The sequence below is a fragment of the Mycobacterium sp. NPDC006124 genome, from assembly GCF_040614235.1.
In the GTDB taxonomy this organism is placed as follows: domain Bacteria; phylum Actinomycetota; class Actinomycetes; order Mycobacteriales; family Mycobacteriaceae; genus Mycobacterium.
Genome location: NZ_JBEXUA010000002.1, coordinates 315,819 through 329,455 on the forward strand (window position 1 = coordinate 315,819; position 13,637 = coordinate 329,455).

General features: G+C 67.7%; 13 protein-coding genes and 4 tRNA genes. 8 read left to right on the forward strand and 9 right to left on the reverse strand.

Annotation, left to right across the window (positions count from 1 at the left end):
- The first annotated feature begins 38 nt into the window (after nucleotides 1-38).
- On the forward strand, nucleotides 39-1,208 hold the full coding sequence (locus ABZ195_RS05250) for a pyridoxal phosphate-dependent aminotransferase (protein WP_355215520.1): 1,170 nt from the start codon (nucleotides 39-41) through the stop codon (nucleotides 1,206-1,208).
- Here ABZ195_RS05250 and ABZ195_RS05255 read toward each other — a convergent pair whose 3' ends face one another.
- Genes ABZ195_RS05255 through ABZ195_RS05275 form a run of 5 tightly spaced genes read right to left on the reverse strand, consistent with a single transcriptional unit; the run spans nucleotide 1,209 to nucleotide 6,431 of the window.
- Nucleotides 1,209-3,215, reverse strand: coding sequence for a YhgE/Pip domain-containing protein (locus ABZ195_RS05255; protein ID WP_355216080.1), 2,007 nt, complete (start codon nucleotides 3,213-3,215; stop codon nucleotides 1,209-1,211).
- A gap of 2 nt (nucleotides 3,216-3,217) precedes the next feature.
- Nucleotides 3,218-3,925 (reverse strand): hypothetical protein, encoded by a 708-nt coding sequence (locus ABZ195_RS05260; protein WP_355215521.1) that lies wholly within the window; start codon nucleotides 3,923-3,925, stop codon nucleotides 3,218-3,220.
- A gap of 23 nt (nucleotides 3,926-3,948) precedes the next feature.
- Nucleotides 3,949-4,863 (reverse strand): LLM class F420-dependent oxidoreductase, encoded by a 915-nt coding sequence (locus ABZ195_RS05265; RefSeq protein ID WP_355215523.1) that lies wholly within the window; start codon nucleotides 4,861-4,863, stop codon nucleotides 3,949-3,951.
- A gap of 51 nt (nucleotides 4,864-4,914) precedes the next feature.
- Entirely contained in the window at nucleotides 4,915-5,994 is a 1,080-nt protein-coding gene (locus tag ABZ195_RS05270; RefSeq protein ID WP_355215524.1) for a CaiB/BaiF CoA-transferase family protein, read from the reverse strand.
- On the reverse strand, nucleotides 5,991-6,431 hold the full coding sequence (locus tag ABZ195_RS05275; RefSeq protein ID WP_355215526.1) for an SRPBCC family protein: 441 nt from the start codon (nucleotides 6,429-6,431) through the stop codon (nucleotides 5,991-5,993). The genes ABZ195_RS05270 and ABZ195_RS05275 overlap by 4 nt, the downstream gene beginning before the upstream one ends.
- A 40-nt stretch (nucleotides 6,432-6,471) precedes the next feature.
- Between ABZ195_RS05275 and zwf the strand changes: the two genes are divergently transcribed.
- From zwf to ABZ195_RS05305, 6 genes are all read left to right on the forward strand, one after another.
- Nucleotides 6,472-7,992: a glucose-6-phosphate dehydrogenase gene (zwf, locus tag ABZ195_RS05280; RefSeq protein ID WP_355215528.1), complete on the forward strand. Its 1,521-nt coding sequence runs from the start codon at nucleotides 6,472-6,474 to the stop codon at nucleotides 7,990-7,992.
- A gap of 9 nt (nucleotides 7,993-8,001) precedes the next feature.
- On the forward strand, nucleotides 8,002-8,355 hold the full coding sequence (locus ABZ195_RS05285; RefSeq protein WP_355215529.1) for a UBP-type zinc finger domain-containing protein: 354 nt from the start codon (nucleotides 8,002-8,004) through the stop codon (nucleotides 8,353-8,355).
- A 6-nt stretch (nucleotides 8,356-8,361) separates the two neighbouring features.
- Complete coding sequence (locus tag ABZ195_RS05290) at nucleotides 8,362-9,306, forward strand: cation transporter (protein WP_355215531.1); 945 nt, start codon at nucleotides 8,362-8,364, stop codon at nucleotides 9,304-9,306.
- Nucleotides 9,303-9,452, forward strand: a complete 150-nt coding sequence (locus ABZ195_RS05295; RefSeq protein WP_355215533.1) for a hypothetical protein — start codon at nucleotides 9,303-9,305, stop codon at nucleotides 9,450-9,452. The genes ABZ195_RS05290 and ABZ195_RS05295 overlap by 4 nt, the downstream gene beginning before the upstream one ends.
- A gap of 90 nt (nucleotides 9,453-9,542) precedes the next feature.
- The gene (locus tag ABZ195_RS05300) at nucleotides 9,543-10,181 is read left to right on the forward strand and encodes a GAF domain-containing protein (protein WP_355215535.1); all 639 of its coding nucleotides are present in this window, start codon (nucleotides 9,543-9,545) and stop codon (nucleotides 10,179-10,181) included.
- A 4-nt stretch (nucleotides 10,182-10,185) separates the two neighbouring features.
- The gene (locus tag ABZ195_RS05305; protein WP_355215537.1) at nucleotides 10,186-11,715 is read left to right on the forward strand and encodes a sugar transferase; all 1,530 of its coding nucleotides are present in this window, start codon (nucleotides 10,186-10,188) and stop codon (nucleotides 11,713-11,715) included.
- 135 nt (nucleotides 11,716-11,850) lie between these two features.
- Here the strand turns inward: ABZ195_RS05305 and ABZ195_RS05310 are convergent, their stop codons facing one another.
- From ABZ195_RS05310 to ABZ195_RS05325, 4 genes are all read right to left on the reverse strand, one after another.
- Complete coding sequence (locus tag ABZ195_RS05310) at nucleotides 11,851-12,870, reverse strand: sensor domain-containing diguanylate cyclase (RefSeq protein WP_355216082.1); 1,020 nt, start codon at nucleotides 12,868-12,870, stop codon at nucleotides 11,851-11,853.
- Between the two features lie 226 nt (nucleotides 12,871-13,096).
- Nucleotides 13,097-13,173: transfer RNA gene (locus tag ABZ195_RS05315), tRNA-Phe, on the reverse strand.
- Nucleotides 13,174-13,204: 31 nt separating this feature from the next.
- Nucleotides 13,205-13,281: transfer RNA gene (locus tag ABZ195_RS05320), tRNA-Asp, on the reverse strand.
- Between the two features lie 40 nt (nucleotides 13,282-13,321).
- Nucleotides 13,322-13,394: transfer RNA gene (locus ABZ195_RS05325), tRNA-Glu, on the reverse strand.
- A 146-nt stretch (nucleotides 13,395-13,540) separates the two neighbouring features.
- Here ABZ195_RS05325 and ABZ195_RS05330 point away from each other — a divergent pair.
- A tRNA-Lys gene (locus tag ABZ195_RS05330) sits at nucleotides 13,541-13,616 on the forward strand.
- The last annotated feature ends 21 nt before the right edge of the window (nucleotides 13,617-13,637 follow it).

Genomic DNA, 13,637 nt, shown 5'->3' on the forward strand with positions numbered 1-13,637 from the left:
GCGATTCATTCCCCGTGACCAACGCATAGGCTTTGGACGTGACGGTTTCCCGACTCCAGCCCTACGCCGTGACGATCTTCGCCGAGATGTCCGCGCTCGCCGCGCGCATCGGTGCGGTGAACCTGGGCCAGGGATTCCCCGACGAGGACGGCCCCGCCGGGATGCTCAAGACGGCCGAGAACGCGATCGCCGAAGGCGTCAACCAGTACCCGCCCGGGCCGGGCATCCCCGCCCTGCGGCAGGCGATCGCGGCGCAGCGGCACCGTCACTACGGCATCACCCATGATCCCGACACCGAGGTGCTCGTCACCGTCGGCGCCACCGAGGCGATCGCGGCCGCCGTCATCGGACTGGTGGAACCCGGCTCGGAAGTCCTTCTCATCGAGCCCTTCTACGACTCCTACTCCCCCGTCATCGCCATGGCCGGCTGCCATCGGGTCGCCGTTCCACTGGTCGCCGACGGCCGCGGGTTCGCGATCGACGTGGATGCGCTGCGGGCGGCGGTCACGCCGCGCACCCGCGCGCTCATCGTCAACTCGCCGCACAATCCGACCGGCATGGTCGCCACCGACGCGGAACTCTCGGCGATCGCCGAACTCGCGGTCCAGCACGATCTGCTCGTCATCACCGACGAGGTGTACGAGCAGCTGGTCTTCGACGGCCGACGGCATCTGCCGCTCGCCGGCTATCCCGGCATGGCCGAGCGCACGATCACCATCTCGAGTGCGGCGAAGATGTTCAACGTCACCGGCTGGAAGATCGGCTGGGCCTGTGGGCCGGCGGACCTCATTGCCGGAGTCCGTGCGGCCAAGCAATTCCTCACCTACGTCGGCGGTGCGCCGTTCCAGCCGGCGGTCGCCGAGGCCCTGAACGACGAGGACGACTGGAGCCGCTCGCTGCGGGAGTCGTTCCAGGCCAAGCGCTCCCGACTCGCAGGTGCCCTCTCCGACATCGGCTTCGACGTGCTCGACAGCTTCGGGACGTACTTCCTGTGCGCTGATCCACGTCCCCTCGGTCATGACGACGGCACGACCTTCTGCGCCGAACTGCCCGAGCGGGCGGGCGTGGCGGCCATCCCGATGTCGGCCTTCTGCGATCCGGACTCCGACCACTTTGGTCAGTGGAGACACCTGGTGCGCTTCGCGTTCTGCAAGCGCGACGACACCATGGAGGAAGCCATCCGACGGTTGCAGGTGCTCAAGACCTGATCAGACTTCGATGGGCGGGTGAAGCCGTTCCATCGTGTAGTGGCGGTTGCGTCTGGCAGCCAAGGCGCTGGCCAGCAGCGATGCGGCCAGGACCCCGACCAAAACGACGATCGACACCCACAGCCTGGACTCCACCCCACCCACCGTGAGCTCACGCAATCCGTTGACCGCGTGCGTCATCGGATCGAACGGGTGGATGATCTGAAACGGCTTGGCGGTGGTCTCCACCGGATAGATGCCGCCGGAGGACACCAGCTGGAACATCAGGAACGCCAGAGTCAGCACCCTGCCGACGGCGACGCCGAACACCGCGTTGAACGCCTGGATCATCGCGAGGAACGTCGCGGCCACCAGGAACAGGAAGGCGACGGTCGCGGGCGCGTACTTCGCGTGCAGACCCACCCCGAAGTGCACGACGACGTACATGACGGCGACCTGACAGGCCACCACCGCCAGGGCCGGCCAGTAGGACGCCAGCACCACGCGCAGCGAGCCGAGCCCCGCAATGATTGGACGAGATTGCAACGGCGTCAACAGCATCCAGACGATCAACGTGCCGATGAACAACGCCAACGGCAGGAAGAACGGTGCGAAACCGGTGCCGAAGGTGGGCGCCTCGTTGGCCACGTGCTGCTGCACGCCCACCGGGCTCGCCACCGTGCGGGCCACGGCTTCGCGTTGCGACGGGGTCCACGACGGAACCTGCGCGGCGCCCTCGTCGAGCCCGTCGGCGAGTTGGCGGGATCCGTCCGCCAACTTCGCGGTGCCGGCGGCCAGTTGGTCGGCACCACCCGCCAGCTGACCGCCGCCATCGGCCAACTTCATCAGTCCGGCGTCGAGTTTGGCTGCGCCACTGTCGAGTTGGGCGGCACCGTCACGCAGTCGGATCACATCGGATTTCAACTGACCGTTCAGCGACTGCGTGAGCAGCTGCCGGGCCTGGCTGTGCGGGTCACCGAACTCGTCCTGAAGTCGTTGAGCACCGTCGCGCAACCGAATCAGCCCGTCATCGGTCGTCGGGTCGAGGCCCTGGGAATTCAGCAGCTTCTGCGCTCCGCCCAGCACCTCACCGAGGCCGCGCGCCGACGGATCCGGATTGGCCTGCAAGCCACCGACCACCTGGTCGACGATCCCGGCCGCCAGCTGGTGGTCCACGTTCAGCGCGGCGATGCGATCGCTCGCCGTGGCCACGCCTCCGCTGATCTGCGCCGCCAGAGCGGCGACGTCGTCGGGATTCAGCCCGAGCCGCTGCACCCGGTCCAACGCGTCGATCAGAGGGGTGGTGGCCTGACCGATGCCCGCCGACAGCTGATGTGCTCCCGATGCGAGCGCCGCGGATCCGTTGCGCGCCGTCACGAGGCCACTGGCGAGCGTGTGTGCGCCCGTGGCCAATTGGCGGGCCCCGTCGTCGGCACTGGCTAGCCCGGCGGAGAGCTGGTCGGCGCCGTTGGCCGCCTTCTTGATGCCCGCCCCGGCGTCGGTCAGGCCGATCAGCACCTTCCCGACCACCTGCTCGCCGATTGCGGCGCTCACCTGGTTGAGGATCTCCCGCGACGCGTTCTGCCCGATCACCGACGCGAGGTAGTTGTTGGCGTCGTTGAAGTCGAACTGCAGCTCGGCCTGACGAGGATCGGGAGTAGCCGCCGACGCGATCGCTTCGCTGAAGTCCGCGGGCAAGGTGATCGAGAAGTAGGTCGTCCCGGCCTTGACGGCCCTGGCCGCATCCTCGGCCGACATGACGTGCAGGTCGAGCTGACCGGACTTGAGCAGGGCGTCGCTCACCTGGTCACCCGCCCGCAGTTCCTGCCCCTGCACCACGGCACCCCGATCGGTGTTCACAAGCGCGACGGGAACCTTGTCCACCGCATTGAACGGATTCCAAAAGGCCCAGAGGTACATCGCGCCGTAGAGCAGCGGAAGCAAGATGATGGTGACCAGTGCCACCCGCGGCATCACGCCACGGAAGTAGCGCTTGAGGTCGGTACCCAGCGACAGTCCGGCAAGCATCTTCACACCCCGTCCTCGACGTCATCCCGAGAGTTCGTAAGCACGACCGGCAGCTGGACGCCCACCCCTAGCCCCTCGGGCAGCGGATTGGCCGAGGCGGTGAGGACCGTTTGGCGTCCACCGAGGTCGACGAGACGGCCCACCAGGTCGGCCCGACTCTCGTCGTGGGCCACCTGGTCGAGCGGACCCACCACCAGCAGCGGCGGCGTCGTGGTGTTGGCCAGCGCCACGCGCAGCAGCAGAGCGTCCAGCTCGCCGAGTTCGTCGACGTAGGAATGCAATCGAGGCAGCGGCAGCGCACCGAAGACCGGGGCGCACACGCGGGTCAGATCGGCGGCGCCGGCGCGCCGCACCACGCGGTACCACGGCGCGTCCCAGCGCAACTTCTCGGTGAGCAGGTCGCCCACGGTGACAGACTCGTACACGGCGTCGACCTCCTCGACCCCGGCGAGCGCGCTGGCACCGAAGATGGTCCGAACGTTGCTCTCGCCGAACACCTCCAGCGTCCCGCCCGTGGGCTTCATCCGACCGGCGAGCGTCATCAACAGTGCGGTGCGCCCAGCTCCGGGGGGCGCCAAGAGCACGGTGAGACCGCCCCGCGGGATCTCGCACGTGAGCGGTCCGTACACCGGGCCCCGGGGGCCGGACACCGAGATGTCCGTGGCCACGATCGCGGGCGGCTGCTCGTCTTCGGTGTCCGGCTCAACCACCGTGTCATCCAAACACGCGCGGCTCAGATCGACGCGGCGAGTTCCCAAAGGCGTTCGGGATCAGTCGAGTCCGACCGCAACGGGCTCAGCACCAGGTCGGTTGCCCCCGCGTCCAGGTAGCGACGAAGCTGCGCACGCACCGCCTCCTCTTGGCCTACGGCCGCAACGTCCGCCGCCCGGGTGACGCCCTCGCGCTCGATGACTCGGGCATACGACGGAATCGACTCGTAGAACGCGAGTTCCGCCGACGCCAGCTCGTAGGCCGCGTCGGCGTCATCGGACAGCATGACCGGGACGGCGGCGATGATCTTCGGCGCCGCCCGGCCCGCCGCGGCGGCCGCCTCGGAGATGGTGGGCACGATGAACTCGGTCAGGGTCCGCGGACCCGCGAGGTAGGGCAGCGTACCGTCGGCCAGCTCACCGGTGACGCGAAGTGCCCTGGGACCCATGGCCGCAACGTAGAGGGGCACCGGCGCGCCGCCGGGGGTCGCGACCGGCCATTCGGGCGCGGCGGTCAGTTCGTCGCCGTGGTAGTCGACCGCGCCGGTGGTGAAGATCGACTGCAGCACCTCGAGGTGCTCGCGGAGTCGTCCGGCCGGATTGGCCCACGACGTACCGAACGCCTGCTGCTCGACGGCCTTCGCGCCAAGTCCGAGGCCCAGACTGAAGTTGCCGTGCGAAGCCGCCTGCGCGGTCTGCGCGAGCATTGCGACGATCAGCGGGTGCCGCGGATTGATGGGGACGACGAAGGTCCCCACTCCAAGTCCCGGTACCGCGGCGCCGACGTGGCCCGCGAGCGAGATGGCGTCGTAGTCGAAGCGCTGGGGCAGCCAGATGCGGCGGACCCCCATCTCGAAGGCGCGCCGGGCCTGCTCGACGACGTCGTCGACGGCGTTCGTGGCGGTCGATCGGGGGTTGAGGACGACTCCTGTGGGCATGATGCGTTGAACCGGGTGCCCGGAGCCTTCATTCCCGTCCCCGGCGCGCAGTCACCATCCGAGGTCGTCGACGGCCGTGGTGGTACGCGGGGATCTGCCGACTCGCCCGGAGGGGGTCCGGGAGAATCGCGGTGCGGGGGCGGCCTGCGCCACGCCGTCGGCGGTGACGATCGTCGAACGCGCGAGCAGATGGTCGTCGGCGGCGGCTTCGGTCCAGGTCAGCACCGGCGTCACGCAGGCGTCGGTGCCGGCGAAGACCGTTGCCCATTCGTCGCGGGTGCGGGTGGCGAAGCGCTCGGCGAAGACGGCGCGCATCAGGTCGTAGCCTTCGCGGTCGCCTTGGGCGGGCACCTCCTCGGCGGTGAGCCCGAGCCCCTCGAGCAGCCGGGCGAAGAACTGCGGCTCGATCGCACCCACCGCCACGTGCTTGCCGTCGGCGGTCTCGTAGACCCGATAGAAGGGTGCACCGCCGTCGAGCAGGAACGACTCTCGCTCGTCCCTCAGCGCTCCGGTCGCCTTCATCGTCCACATCATCTGGGAGAGCACGCTGACCCCGTCGACCATGGCGGCGTCGACCACCTGCCCCTCACCGGAGCGCTCCCGTTCGTAGAGGGCGGCGACGATGCCGACGACGGCGAACATCGATCCGCCACCGAAGTCCGCGACCAGATTCAGCGGCGCCACGGGCGGCCGGTCGCGGTAGCCGATGGCGCCGAGCGCACCGGTACGCGCCAGATAATTCACGTCGTGCCCCGCGGTCGTCGCCAGCGGCCCGTCCTGTCCCCACCCCGTGATGCGGGCGAAGATCAGCCGCGGGTTGACCCGTGCGCACTCCTCGGGCCCGACGCCCAGACGCTCGCACGTCCCCGGTCGGAAGCAGTCCACCAGCACGTCGGCCTTGGCAGCCAGGTCGAGCAGCCGCTCGGGCTGAGCCTTGACGTCCAGGTCGACGACGCGCTTGCCGCGGTGCAACAGGTCGGCGTCCTCCGCCGGCATCGTCAGCCCGCCGCTCGGCCGTCGCACCCGAACCACGTCGGCACCCATGTCGGCCAACATCATCCCGGCGTGCGGGCCTGGGCCGATGCCGCCGAGCTCGATCACCCGGACCCCGGCCAACGGCCCGGCGCTCACCCCTTCTTGACCTTCAGGACCTGTTTGCGCAGACCGTCGGTCGCCGTCTCCATGCCACCCTTGAGAGTGCGCTTGAGCAGGAATCCCGGCATCGGGATCGACAGGTCGATCGCCATGTCGAACCGAACCTTGGTGCCGTCCCCGGACGGGGTCAGCGTGTAACCGGCGTCCTGCGCCTTGAGCTGGCTCGACGAGACCAGCGTCCACGTCACGCCGCTGTCGGTCCAGGTGTACTCGATGACCATCTTGTCGGTCAGGCCGGCGGCCTTCACCGTCATCTCGACCTGCTTGGGCCGCCCGTCCGGATGGGTCTCGAGGATCACGGCCTTCTGGTACTGCGGCGACCAGGTCGGCGTCGACTCGACGTCGGCGATGACGTCCAGGATTTCACCCGGGGTTGCCTCGATGACCACTTCACGCGAATCGCTGGTTGCCATGCCCGCGACCTTAACCAGGAGTGTCCTGCGCCGTTCACGTATGGGTGGAAACATCGACGCCGTGTCCACCCCAGATCTTGCGCAGACCATCGCCTACCCGGCCGCGGGTGCCCGCCCCAACCGCCGTGACGAGGAGGCTCTCGCACCCCACGTCGTCGTCTTGTTCGGCGCGACGGGTGACCTCGCCAAGCGCAAGCTGCTGCCCGGCATGGCGTATCTGGTCCAGTCGTCGCTGGCACCCAAGATCCGAGTCGTCGGCACCTCGCTGGAGGACTTGACCGACGAGCAGTTCCGAGCGCTGACCAAGGAGGCGGTCGACGCGTTCGGCACGCACAAGCTGACCAAGGAACAGTGGGAACACTTCGCCAGCCACATCACCTACGTCCCGCAGGGCGCCGGACCGGAGGCCCTGGCCGCAGCCGTCGCCGCAGCCGAGACGGAACTGGGGCCGGAAGTCCGCCGGCTGCACTATCTTTCGGTACCACCCAAGGCGGCCCGTGCCGTCATCACGATGCTCAAGGACGCAGATCTGGTCGAGCGGTCCCGGGTGGTGATGGAGAAGCCGTTCGGCACCGACCTGGCGAGCGCCATCGAGCTCAACGACTTCGTCCACGAGACGTTCCGCGAACGACAGATCTTCCGCATCGACCACTTCCTCGGCAAGGAAGCGGCTCAGAACATCCTGGCGTTCCGCTTCGCCAACGGGCTCTTCGAGCCGATCTGGAACCGCAACTTCATCGACCACATCCAGATCGACATTCCCGAGACCCTCGGACTGGACCAGCGCGCCAACTTCTACGAGAGCACCGGCGCCTACAAGGACATGGTCGTGACACACCTGCTCCAGGTGATGGCGTTCGTGGTGATGGAGCCGCCGACGGCGCTGGAGCCTCGCGCGATCAGCGAGGAGAAGAACAAGGTGTTTCGGTCGATGCTCCCGATCCGGTGCAACGACGTGGTGCGCGGCCAGTACGCCGGATATCGCAACGAGCACGGCGTGGCCCGCGACTCCGACACCGAGACGTTCATCGCGCTCAAGGTGGGCATCGACAACTGGCGATGGGCCGGCGTGCCCATCTACCTGCGCACCGGCAAGAAGATGGCCGAGGGCATGCGAATCATCTCGATCGCGTTCAAGGAAGCGCCGCGCACCATGTTCCCGGCCGGCTCCGGGGTCGGTTCCCAAGGGCCAGACCACTTGACGTTCGACCTCGCCGACGCGTCGAAGGTGTCGCTGTCGTTCTACGGCAAGCGGCCCGGCCCCGGCATGAAGCTCGACAAGATGTCGATGCAGTTCTCCACCCAGGAGACCGACTCCCTCGGTGACGTCCTGGAGGCCTACGAGCGGCTGATCTTGGATGCCATGCGCGGTGACCACACCCTGTTCACCACTGCCGAGGGCATCGAATCCCTATGGGAGCGTTCAGATCAACTGCTGCAGGACCCGCCGCCGGTGAAGTCCTATCAACCGGGGACCTGGGGTCCCAACGCGATCCACCAGCTCATCGCACCCAACGCGTGGCGACTGCCGTTCGAACGTGCGTGGCGCGAGAAGAAGTAGGGTGATCGCATGACCGACGCGGTGAATCCCACGATCCCTCCGAGCGGTACGGGCTGCGTCGAATGCACGGCCGTCGAGGGATGGTGGGTGCACCTACGGCGATGCACCGCATGCGGCCACATCGGCTGCTGTGATGATTCGCTGGCCCGGCACGCGTCGGCCCACTGGCGCGAGACGGGGCACCCGATCATCCGGTCCTTCGAGCCCGGTGAGGATTGGTTCTGGAACTTCGACACCAATCAGTACTACGACGGGCCCGAACTCGCGCCGCCGGAGAGCCATCCGGTCGACCAGACCGCACCCGGGCCCAGCGATCGCGTCCCGAAGGACTGGATGACGCAGCTGCAGCGCAGGGGTGACTGACCCCCGGTGGTGAAGGCCGGAGGCGACAGCACCCTCACCGTCCTCGTCGCATTCGGAGCGAACCTCGTGGTCGCCGTGGCGAAGTCGTTCGCCGCCGTGGTGTCCGGGTCGGCGTCGATGACTGCAGAGGCCGCGCACTCGTGGGCGGATACCGGCAACGAAGTGTTCCTCCTCATCGCCGACCGGCGCAGCGTCCACGAACGCGACGCCCGCCGACCCCTGGGATACGGTCGCGAGGCCTACGTCTGGTCGCTGCTCGCCGCGGTCGGGCTGTTCGTCGTCGGGGCCGCCGTGTCGATCTGGCGGGGGGTGACCGAGCTCCTGCACGGCGAGGAGGCCGCCGAGGACTACCGGGTGGCCTATCTGGTGCTGGCGGTCGCCTTCGTGCTGGAGGGTGCGTCGTTGCTGCAGTCGCTGCGCCAACTTCGAAGGGACGCAAACACATACGAGAGCGACGTGCTGCAATACGCCTTCGAGACCTCCGATCCGACGGTACGAGCGGTATTCGCCGAGGACAGCGCCGCACTGGTCGGCATCGTGATCGCCTTCCTCGGAATTCTGTTGCACCAGCTCACCGGCGAGGTGCTCTGGGACGCAATCGGATCCATTCTCGTCGGCGGCGTACTGGGCGTCGTCGCGGTCATCCTGATCAATCGCAACAGGGTGTTCCTCACCGGGGAGCCCGGACCACCGCGCCTGCAGCAGGCGCTGCGGGAGAAGTTGAACGGCTTTCCCGAGGTCGCCTCGGTGCGATTCCTGCGGCCCGAATTCATCGGCCCCAAGCAGATCTTCGTGATCGCAAGCGTCGACCTGGTGGGTGACGCCGTCGAATCGTCGATCGCGCGCACGTTGCGCGTACTAGAGCATCGGTTCGAAGACGAGGTGCCCTACGTAGTGGAGGCGGTGCTCACCGTTTCCGAGCCCGACGACCCGGGTATCTCGCACGGGTGACCACAGAACCCGCGACCAGCGATTCGGACTCCGGACCCGAAGGCGCCCCCAAGGACGTCCAGAGCGATCCCGCCAAGGGCGCCGAGGGCCAATCGGACTGGTCCGACGAGGGTGGCGCCACCCCGACGGGACCCGCCGACGGCTAGCCAACGGGCGTCGGAGACCAAAATCTGAAACGCGCGTTAATTTTTGCTGGGCAGCCTCCCTTCCCGTCCCTGCGCGCCTATCATCAACGGGTGAGTGACCCGACCCCGGAGGCGGACACCGGAGCCGGTGGCTACCTCGACCGCGAGACCGCCCGACGGCTGGTCGCCGGGACCGTGTCGGTCAACCCGGCGGTCCGGGAGCTGATGGGACAGATCACCAAGGACCACGGCGGCGTCGCTCGGCTATTACGACTCGTCCTGGCCGACCCCGACCGACTGACTGCCTTGAATGCCGCGGGCCTGCTCGACGGCGCGCCGAGGCTCGCTCTCGACCAGTTCGCAGAGCTCACCGCCGAAGCCCTGGGCGTGCCGTATGCCGCGGTGTCGATCCTCGCCGAAGACCGCCAGATCCGCTTGGGCTGCAACGACCCCGGTGCCACCCCGAACAGATCGATCCCGCTGGACGAGTCGATCTGCAAGTACGCCGTGGTCAGCGGCCAGCCGCTGATCATCGACGACATCGTCCGCCACCCGGTGCTGGCCGACCACCCCATGGCGCTCTGTGGGGCCATCCGCGCCTACGCCGCCTTCCCCCTTCACGACGAGCGGGGCAATCCCGCGGGGACGCTGTGCGCCTGGGACGACCAGCCGAGGCGGTGGACGAGCGGTCAGGTGCAGATTCTCGAGGATCTCGCGGCGGCCGCACACGCGAAGGTGTTCGGAGCGTGAGGTCATGACGAGCGTCGTCGACGAGACAGCGGAATCCGGGGGTCGAATGATCACGTTGCAAGGTCGCAAGACGTCGGCGCCGGCACCCTCGACACCCCCGGTTCGGCCGCGGCGGCGGACCCTCGACGAGATGGCCAGAACCAACCCGCTCAGCACGATCATCACCATGAGCATCGACGTGGCGGCCGGCTCCGCCGGGGTGGCCCTGGGCTCGTGGTGGGCCTTCTCCACCGAGCCGACGAGTCCGCCCGTGTGGATGTGCTGGCTCTACACCCCGCTGGTCGTCGCGACGCTCGCCGCACGAAAGGTCTACGCCCGCAGGCTGAACCGACGGTTTCTCGACGAGATTGGTCCCGTACTCGCCGGCACGGCGCTTGCCGCGGTGTTGCTGCTGAGCCTGATGGAGTTCGACAACGCGCCGGGACACATCGGCGGCATGGTCGCCAAGATCTGGGTGTGCGTCGTAGCGGTGATGATGCTGTGCCGGCTGATCCGTGCGGAGTACCAACGACGTCTGCGACGGCGCAATCTCCTGCTGTCGCCCGTCATCGTCGTGGGCAACGGACGCGTCGCCTATCAGATCGTCGAACGGCTGCGCGCCAGCCCACAGCATGGTTTGTCGGTCGTGGGCTTGGTCGACGCCGAACCCCCCTGGGCGGGAATCGATTCCGAGGGCGCCACGCCGCCGGTGCCGTATCTGGGCTCGCCCGACGACGTCGACCGGTTGATACGCGAAACCGGTGCCGAGGGAATCGTCATCGCCTTCTCCCTCACCCAGGACCAACTGCTCACCCCGGTCATCCGCATCGCCCACCGACACGGACTGCGGGTGTGGGTGGTGCCGAGGATGTTCGACTCGGTCGGCGCGAGCGTCCGGGTGGAGCACGTCGGCGGACTCCCGCTGCTCGCCGTGCCCCACACCGATCCGCAGGGCTGGCAGTTCACGCTGATGAAGCACTTTGGCGATCGAGTCGTCGCCGCCCTCGGATTGCTGCTGGTCTCTCCGGTCTTCGTGACGCTCATGCTGCTCGTGCGGCTCAGTTCCCCAGGCCCGATTCTGTTCCGGCAACCACGCGTGGGACGAGACGGACAGGTGTTCGACTGTCTGAAGTTCCGGTCGATGCGCGATCCGCTGCCTTCGGACGCCGACTTCGAGGTCGCGTCGGGACGTGCGCCCGGTGGCGTCGAGGGCGTGGACCGGCGCACCACGATCGGCAAGATCATGCGCCGGACGTCGTTGGACGAACTCCCCCAGCTGCTCAACGTGGTCAAGGGCGACATGAGCCTGGTCGGACCGCGGCCGGAGCGGCCGGAGTTCGTCGCCCTGTTCGACGCTCAGATCCGCCGCTACGGCGAGAGGCACCGGGTCAAGGCCGGCGTGACCGGCTGGGCACAGGTCCACGGACTGCGCGGCCAAACCTCGATCGCCGACCGCGCCGAATGGGACAACTACTACATCGAGAACTGGTCCTGGGGGCTCGACGCGAAGATCTTGTTGCTCACGGTGCTTGCCGTGATGCGCCGGTCGGAGTGAATCGGGGTCTCGACCTCACGACGCGGGCACCAGCTCGGTGCTCACCCAGTCCGGGAACGACTGCCACCCGACTTCCGGGTGACGGGCGTGCAGGTCGGCGACGCCGTCTCGCGTCGACGGCCTCAGACCACGACGCTAGACCGCGATCCGCGGATGCGGCTTGGCCTTCTTGTCTGCGTACATCAGCTCGTCGGCCTCGGCGACCAGCACTTGGAGCGTCTTGAGGTCGTCGGCGCCGACGCGCACCAGACCCACGCTCACCGACAGGGAGTACCGACGATCGGCGGATTCGTTGAGGGCGACGAACGATTCCAAGAGCCGCGACTTGAAGGTCTCCGAGCACTCGTCGGTCTCGGTGACGAGAACGCAGAATTCGTCGCCGCCGGTACGCGCAAGCACGTCGGCCGGGCCCAGGGCCGAGCGCAACGTCCGGGCGACGTCGGCGATCAAGGCGTCGCCTGCGTCATGCCCCTCTTCGTCGTTCACCCTCTTGAGTCCGTCGACGTCGAGGAACGCCAGCAGGCACGCCCGGCCGCGGTCACGGGCTGCGCTCAGGGCCGCTTGGCCGAGCACGTTGAAACCGCGGAGGTTGTACAACCCGGTCAGCTCGTCGGTCAGGGACAACCGCCGAATCTCGTCGTTGGCCTTCCGCAGTTCGGCCGTCCGATCGCGGACCCTTTGCTCCAGTTGGGAGATGGTCTGGACGTGCGCCATGGCGACCGACGTCGAGTCAGCCAGCCCCTGGAGCAGCGAGACTTCATTCTCGGAGGGCATCCGTTCGCGGGCCCAGTAGGCGCCGATCGCCCCGACCGGTTCCAGCCGGCGGATGGGAACCATCACGAGGCTCTTGACGAACGTCGTGCGGTACACGGCATGCGGTATGCGGTCGTCCTGGTAGACGTCGGGAATGACCACTGGCTGCCGGTGAAGCATGGACCATCCGCCAATGCAGGTGTCCATCGGGAATCGGCCGCCCTTCCACAGGGCGGCGACGGCGTCCTCGTCGGCGTAGAAGCACATGCCGGCATCACGCAGGACGAAGGTGGCTCCGTCACACCCGAGGATTTCGCGAGCTGCCGTGCGCACGATGCGCTGTACGTCGGCCAACTCCTGAGCCAGCGAGAGTTCCTGAACGGCTACCAGAAGACGTTCCATACCGCGGACGTAGTCGACGGTCGTCGAGCTCACGGGCGTCGCGCCTGCGCCAAGAACTCCGACGGGGCGAGCGAGCCCACCATGCCTACCTCCGCCGGGCCAGTTGCGTCGATGACGGATCCAATCGACCAAATTGTCGGAAGCGTAACACCGAATTCTACCCCCGGCGGATCATCTGGCTGGCCTTGACGCTGAGGACCGCCAGCCCACGGGGACGGTCGTGATGTGGTGGCCAGGGCCGGGATCGAACCGGCGACCTTCCGCTTTTCAGGCGGACGCTCGTACCAACTGAGCTACCTGGCCGGGACGGCACGCACTTCCTTGCCTCGCCGTATGGCGACCCTGACGGGACTCGAACCCGCGACCTCCGCCGTGACAGGGCGGCGCGCTAACCAACTGCGCCACAGGGCCTTGCTCCTACTGCTGCTCCGGCGTTTCCGCCGTTGCGTCGTACCCCCAACGGGATTCGAACCCGTGCTACCGCCGTGAAAGGGCGGCGTCCTAGGCCGCTAAACGATGGGGGCCAAAGCCGAATCTCTTCGGGGACTCTCAACGCCGGAGCGTTGGGAGCTTCGATAGCTTAGGTTACCGACCCCCAATTCCTCAAACGCGGGTCCCCGTCGCGCCCGCGGCAATCGGCCCGGGTACGCCAAGTATCCTTTGTCACCACGCCCCTATAGCTCAGTTGGTAGAGCTACGGACTTTTAATCCGCAGGTCCCAGGTTCGAGCCCTGGTGGGGGCACCACGTTCTCTCCAGTCGGTGGGC

Coding starts and splice junctions, on each gene's coding strand:
- ABZ195_RS05255 (WP_355216080.1), bottom strand. CDS start 3,215: ATGCTTGCCGGACTGTCGCTGGGTACCGACCTCAAGCGCTACTTCCGT.
- ABZ195_RS05265 (WP_355215523.1), bottom strand. CDS start 4,863: ATGCCCACAGGAGTCGTCCTCAACCCCCGATCGACCGCCACGAACGCC.
- ABZ195_RS05275 (WP_355215526.1), bottom strand. CDS start 6,431: ATGGCAACCAGCGATTCGCGTGAAGTGGTCATCGAGGCAACCCCGGGT.
- zwf (WP_355215528.1), top strand. CDS start 6,472: ATGGGTGGAAACATCGACGCCGTGTCCACCCCAGATCTTGCGCAGACC.
- ABZ195_RS05285 (WP_355215529.1), top strand. CDS start 8,002: ATGACCGACGCGGTGAATCCCACGATCCCTCCGAGCGGTACGGGCTGC.
- ABZ195_RS05305 (WP_355215537.1), top strand. CDS start 10,186: ATGACGAGCGTCGTCGACGAGACAGCGGAATCCGGGGGTCGAATGATC.
- ABZ195_RS05310 (WP_355216082.1), bottom strand. CDS start 12,870: ATGGAACGTCTTCTGGTAGCCGTTCAGGAACTCTCGCTGGCTCAGGAG.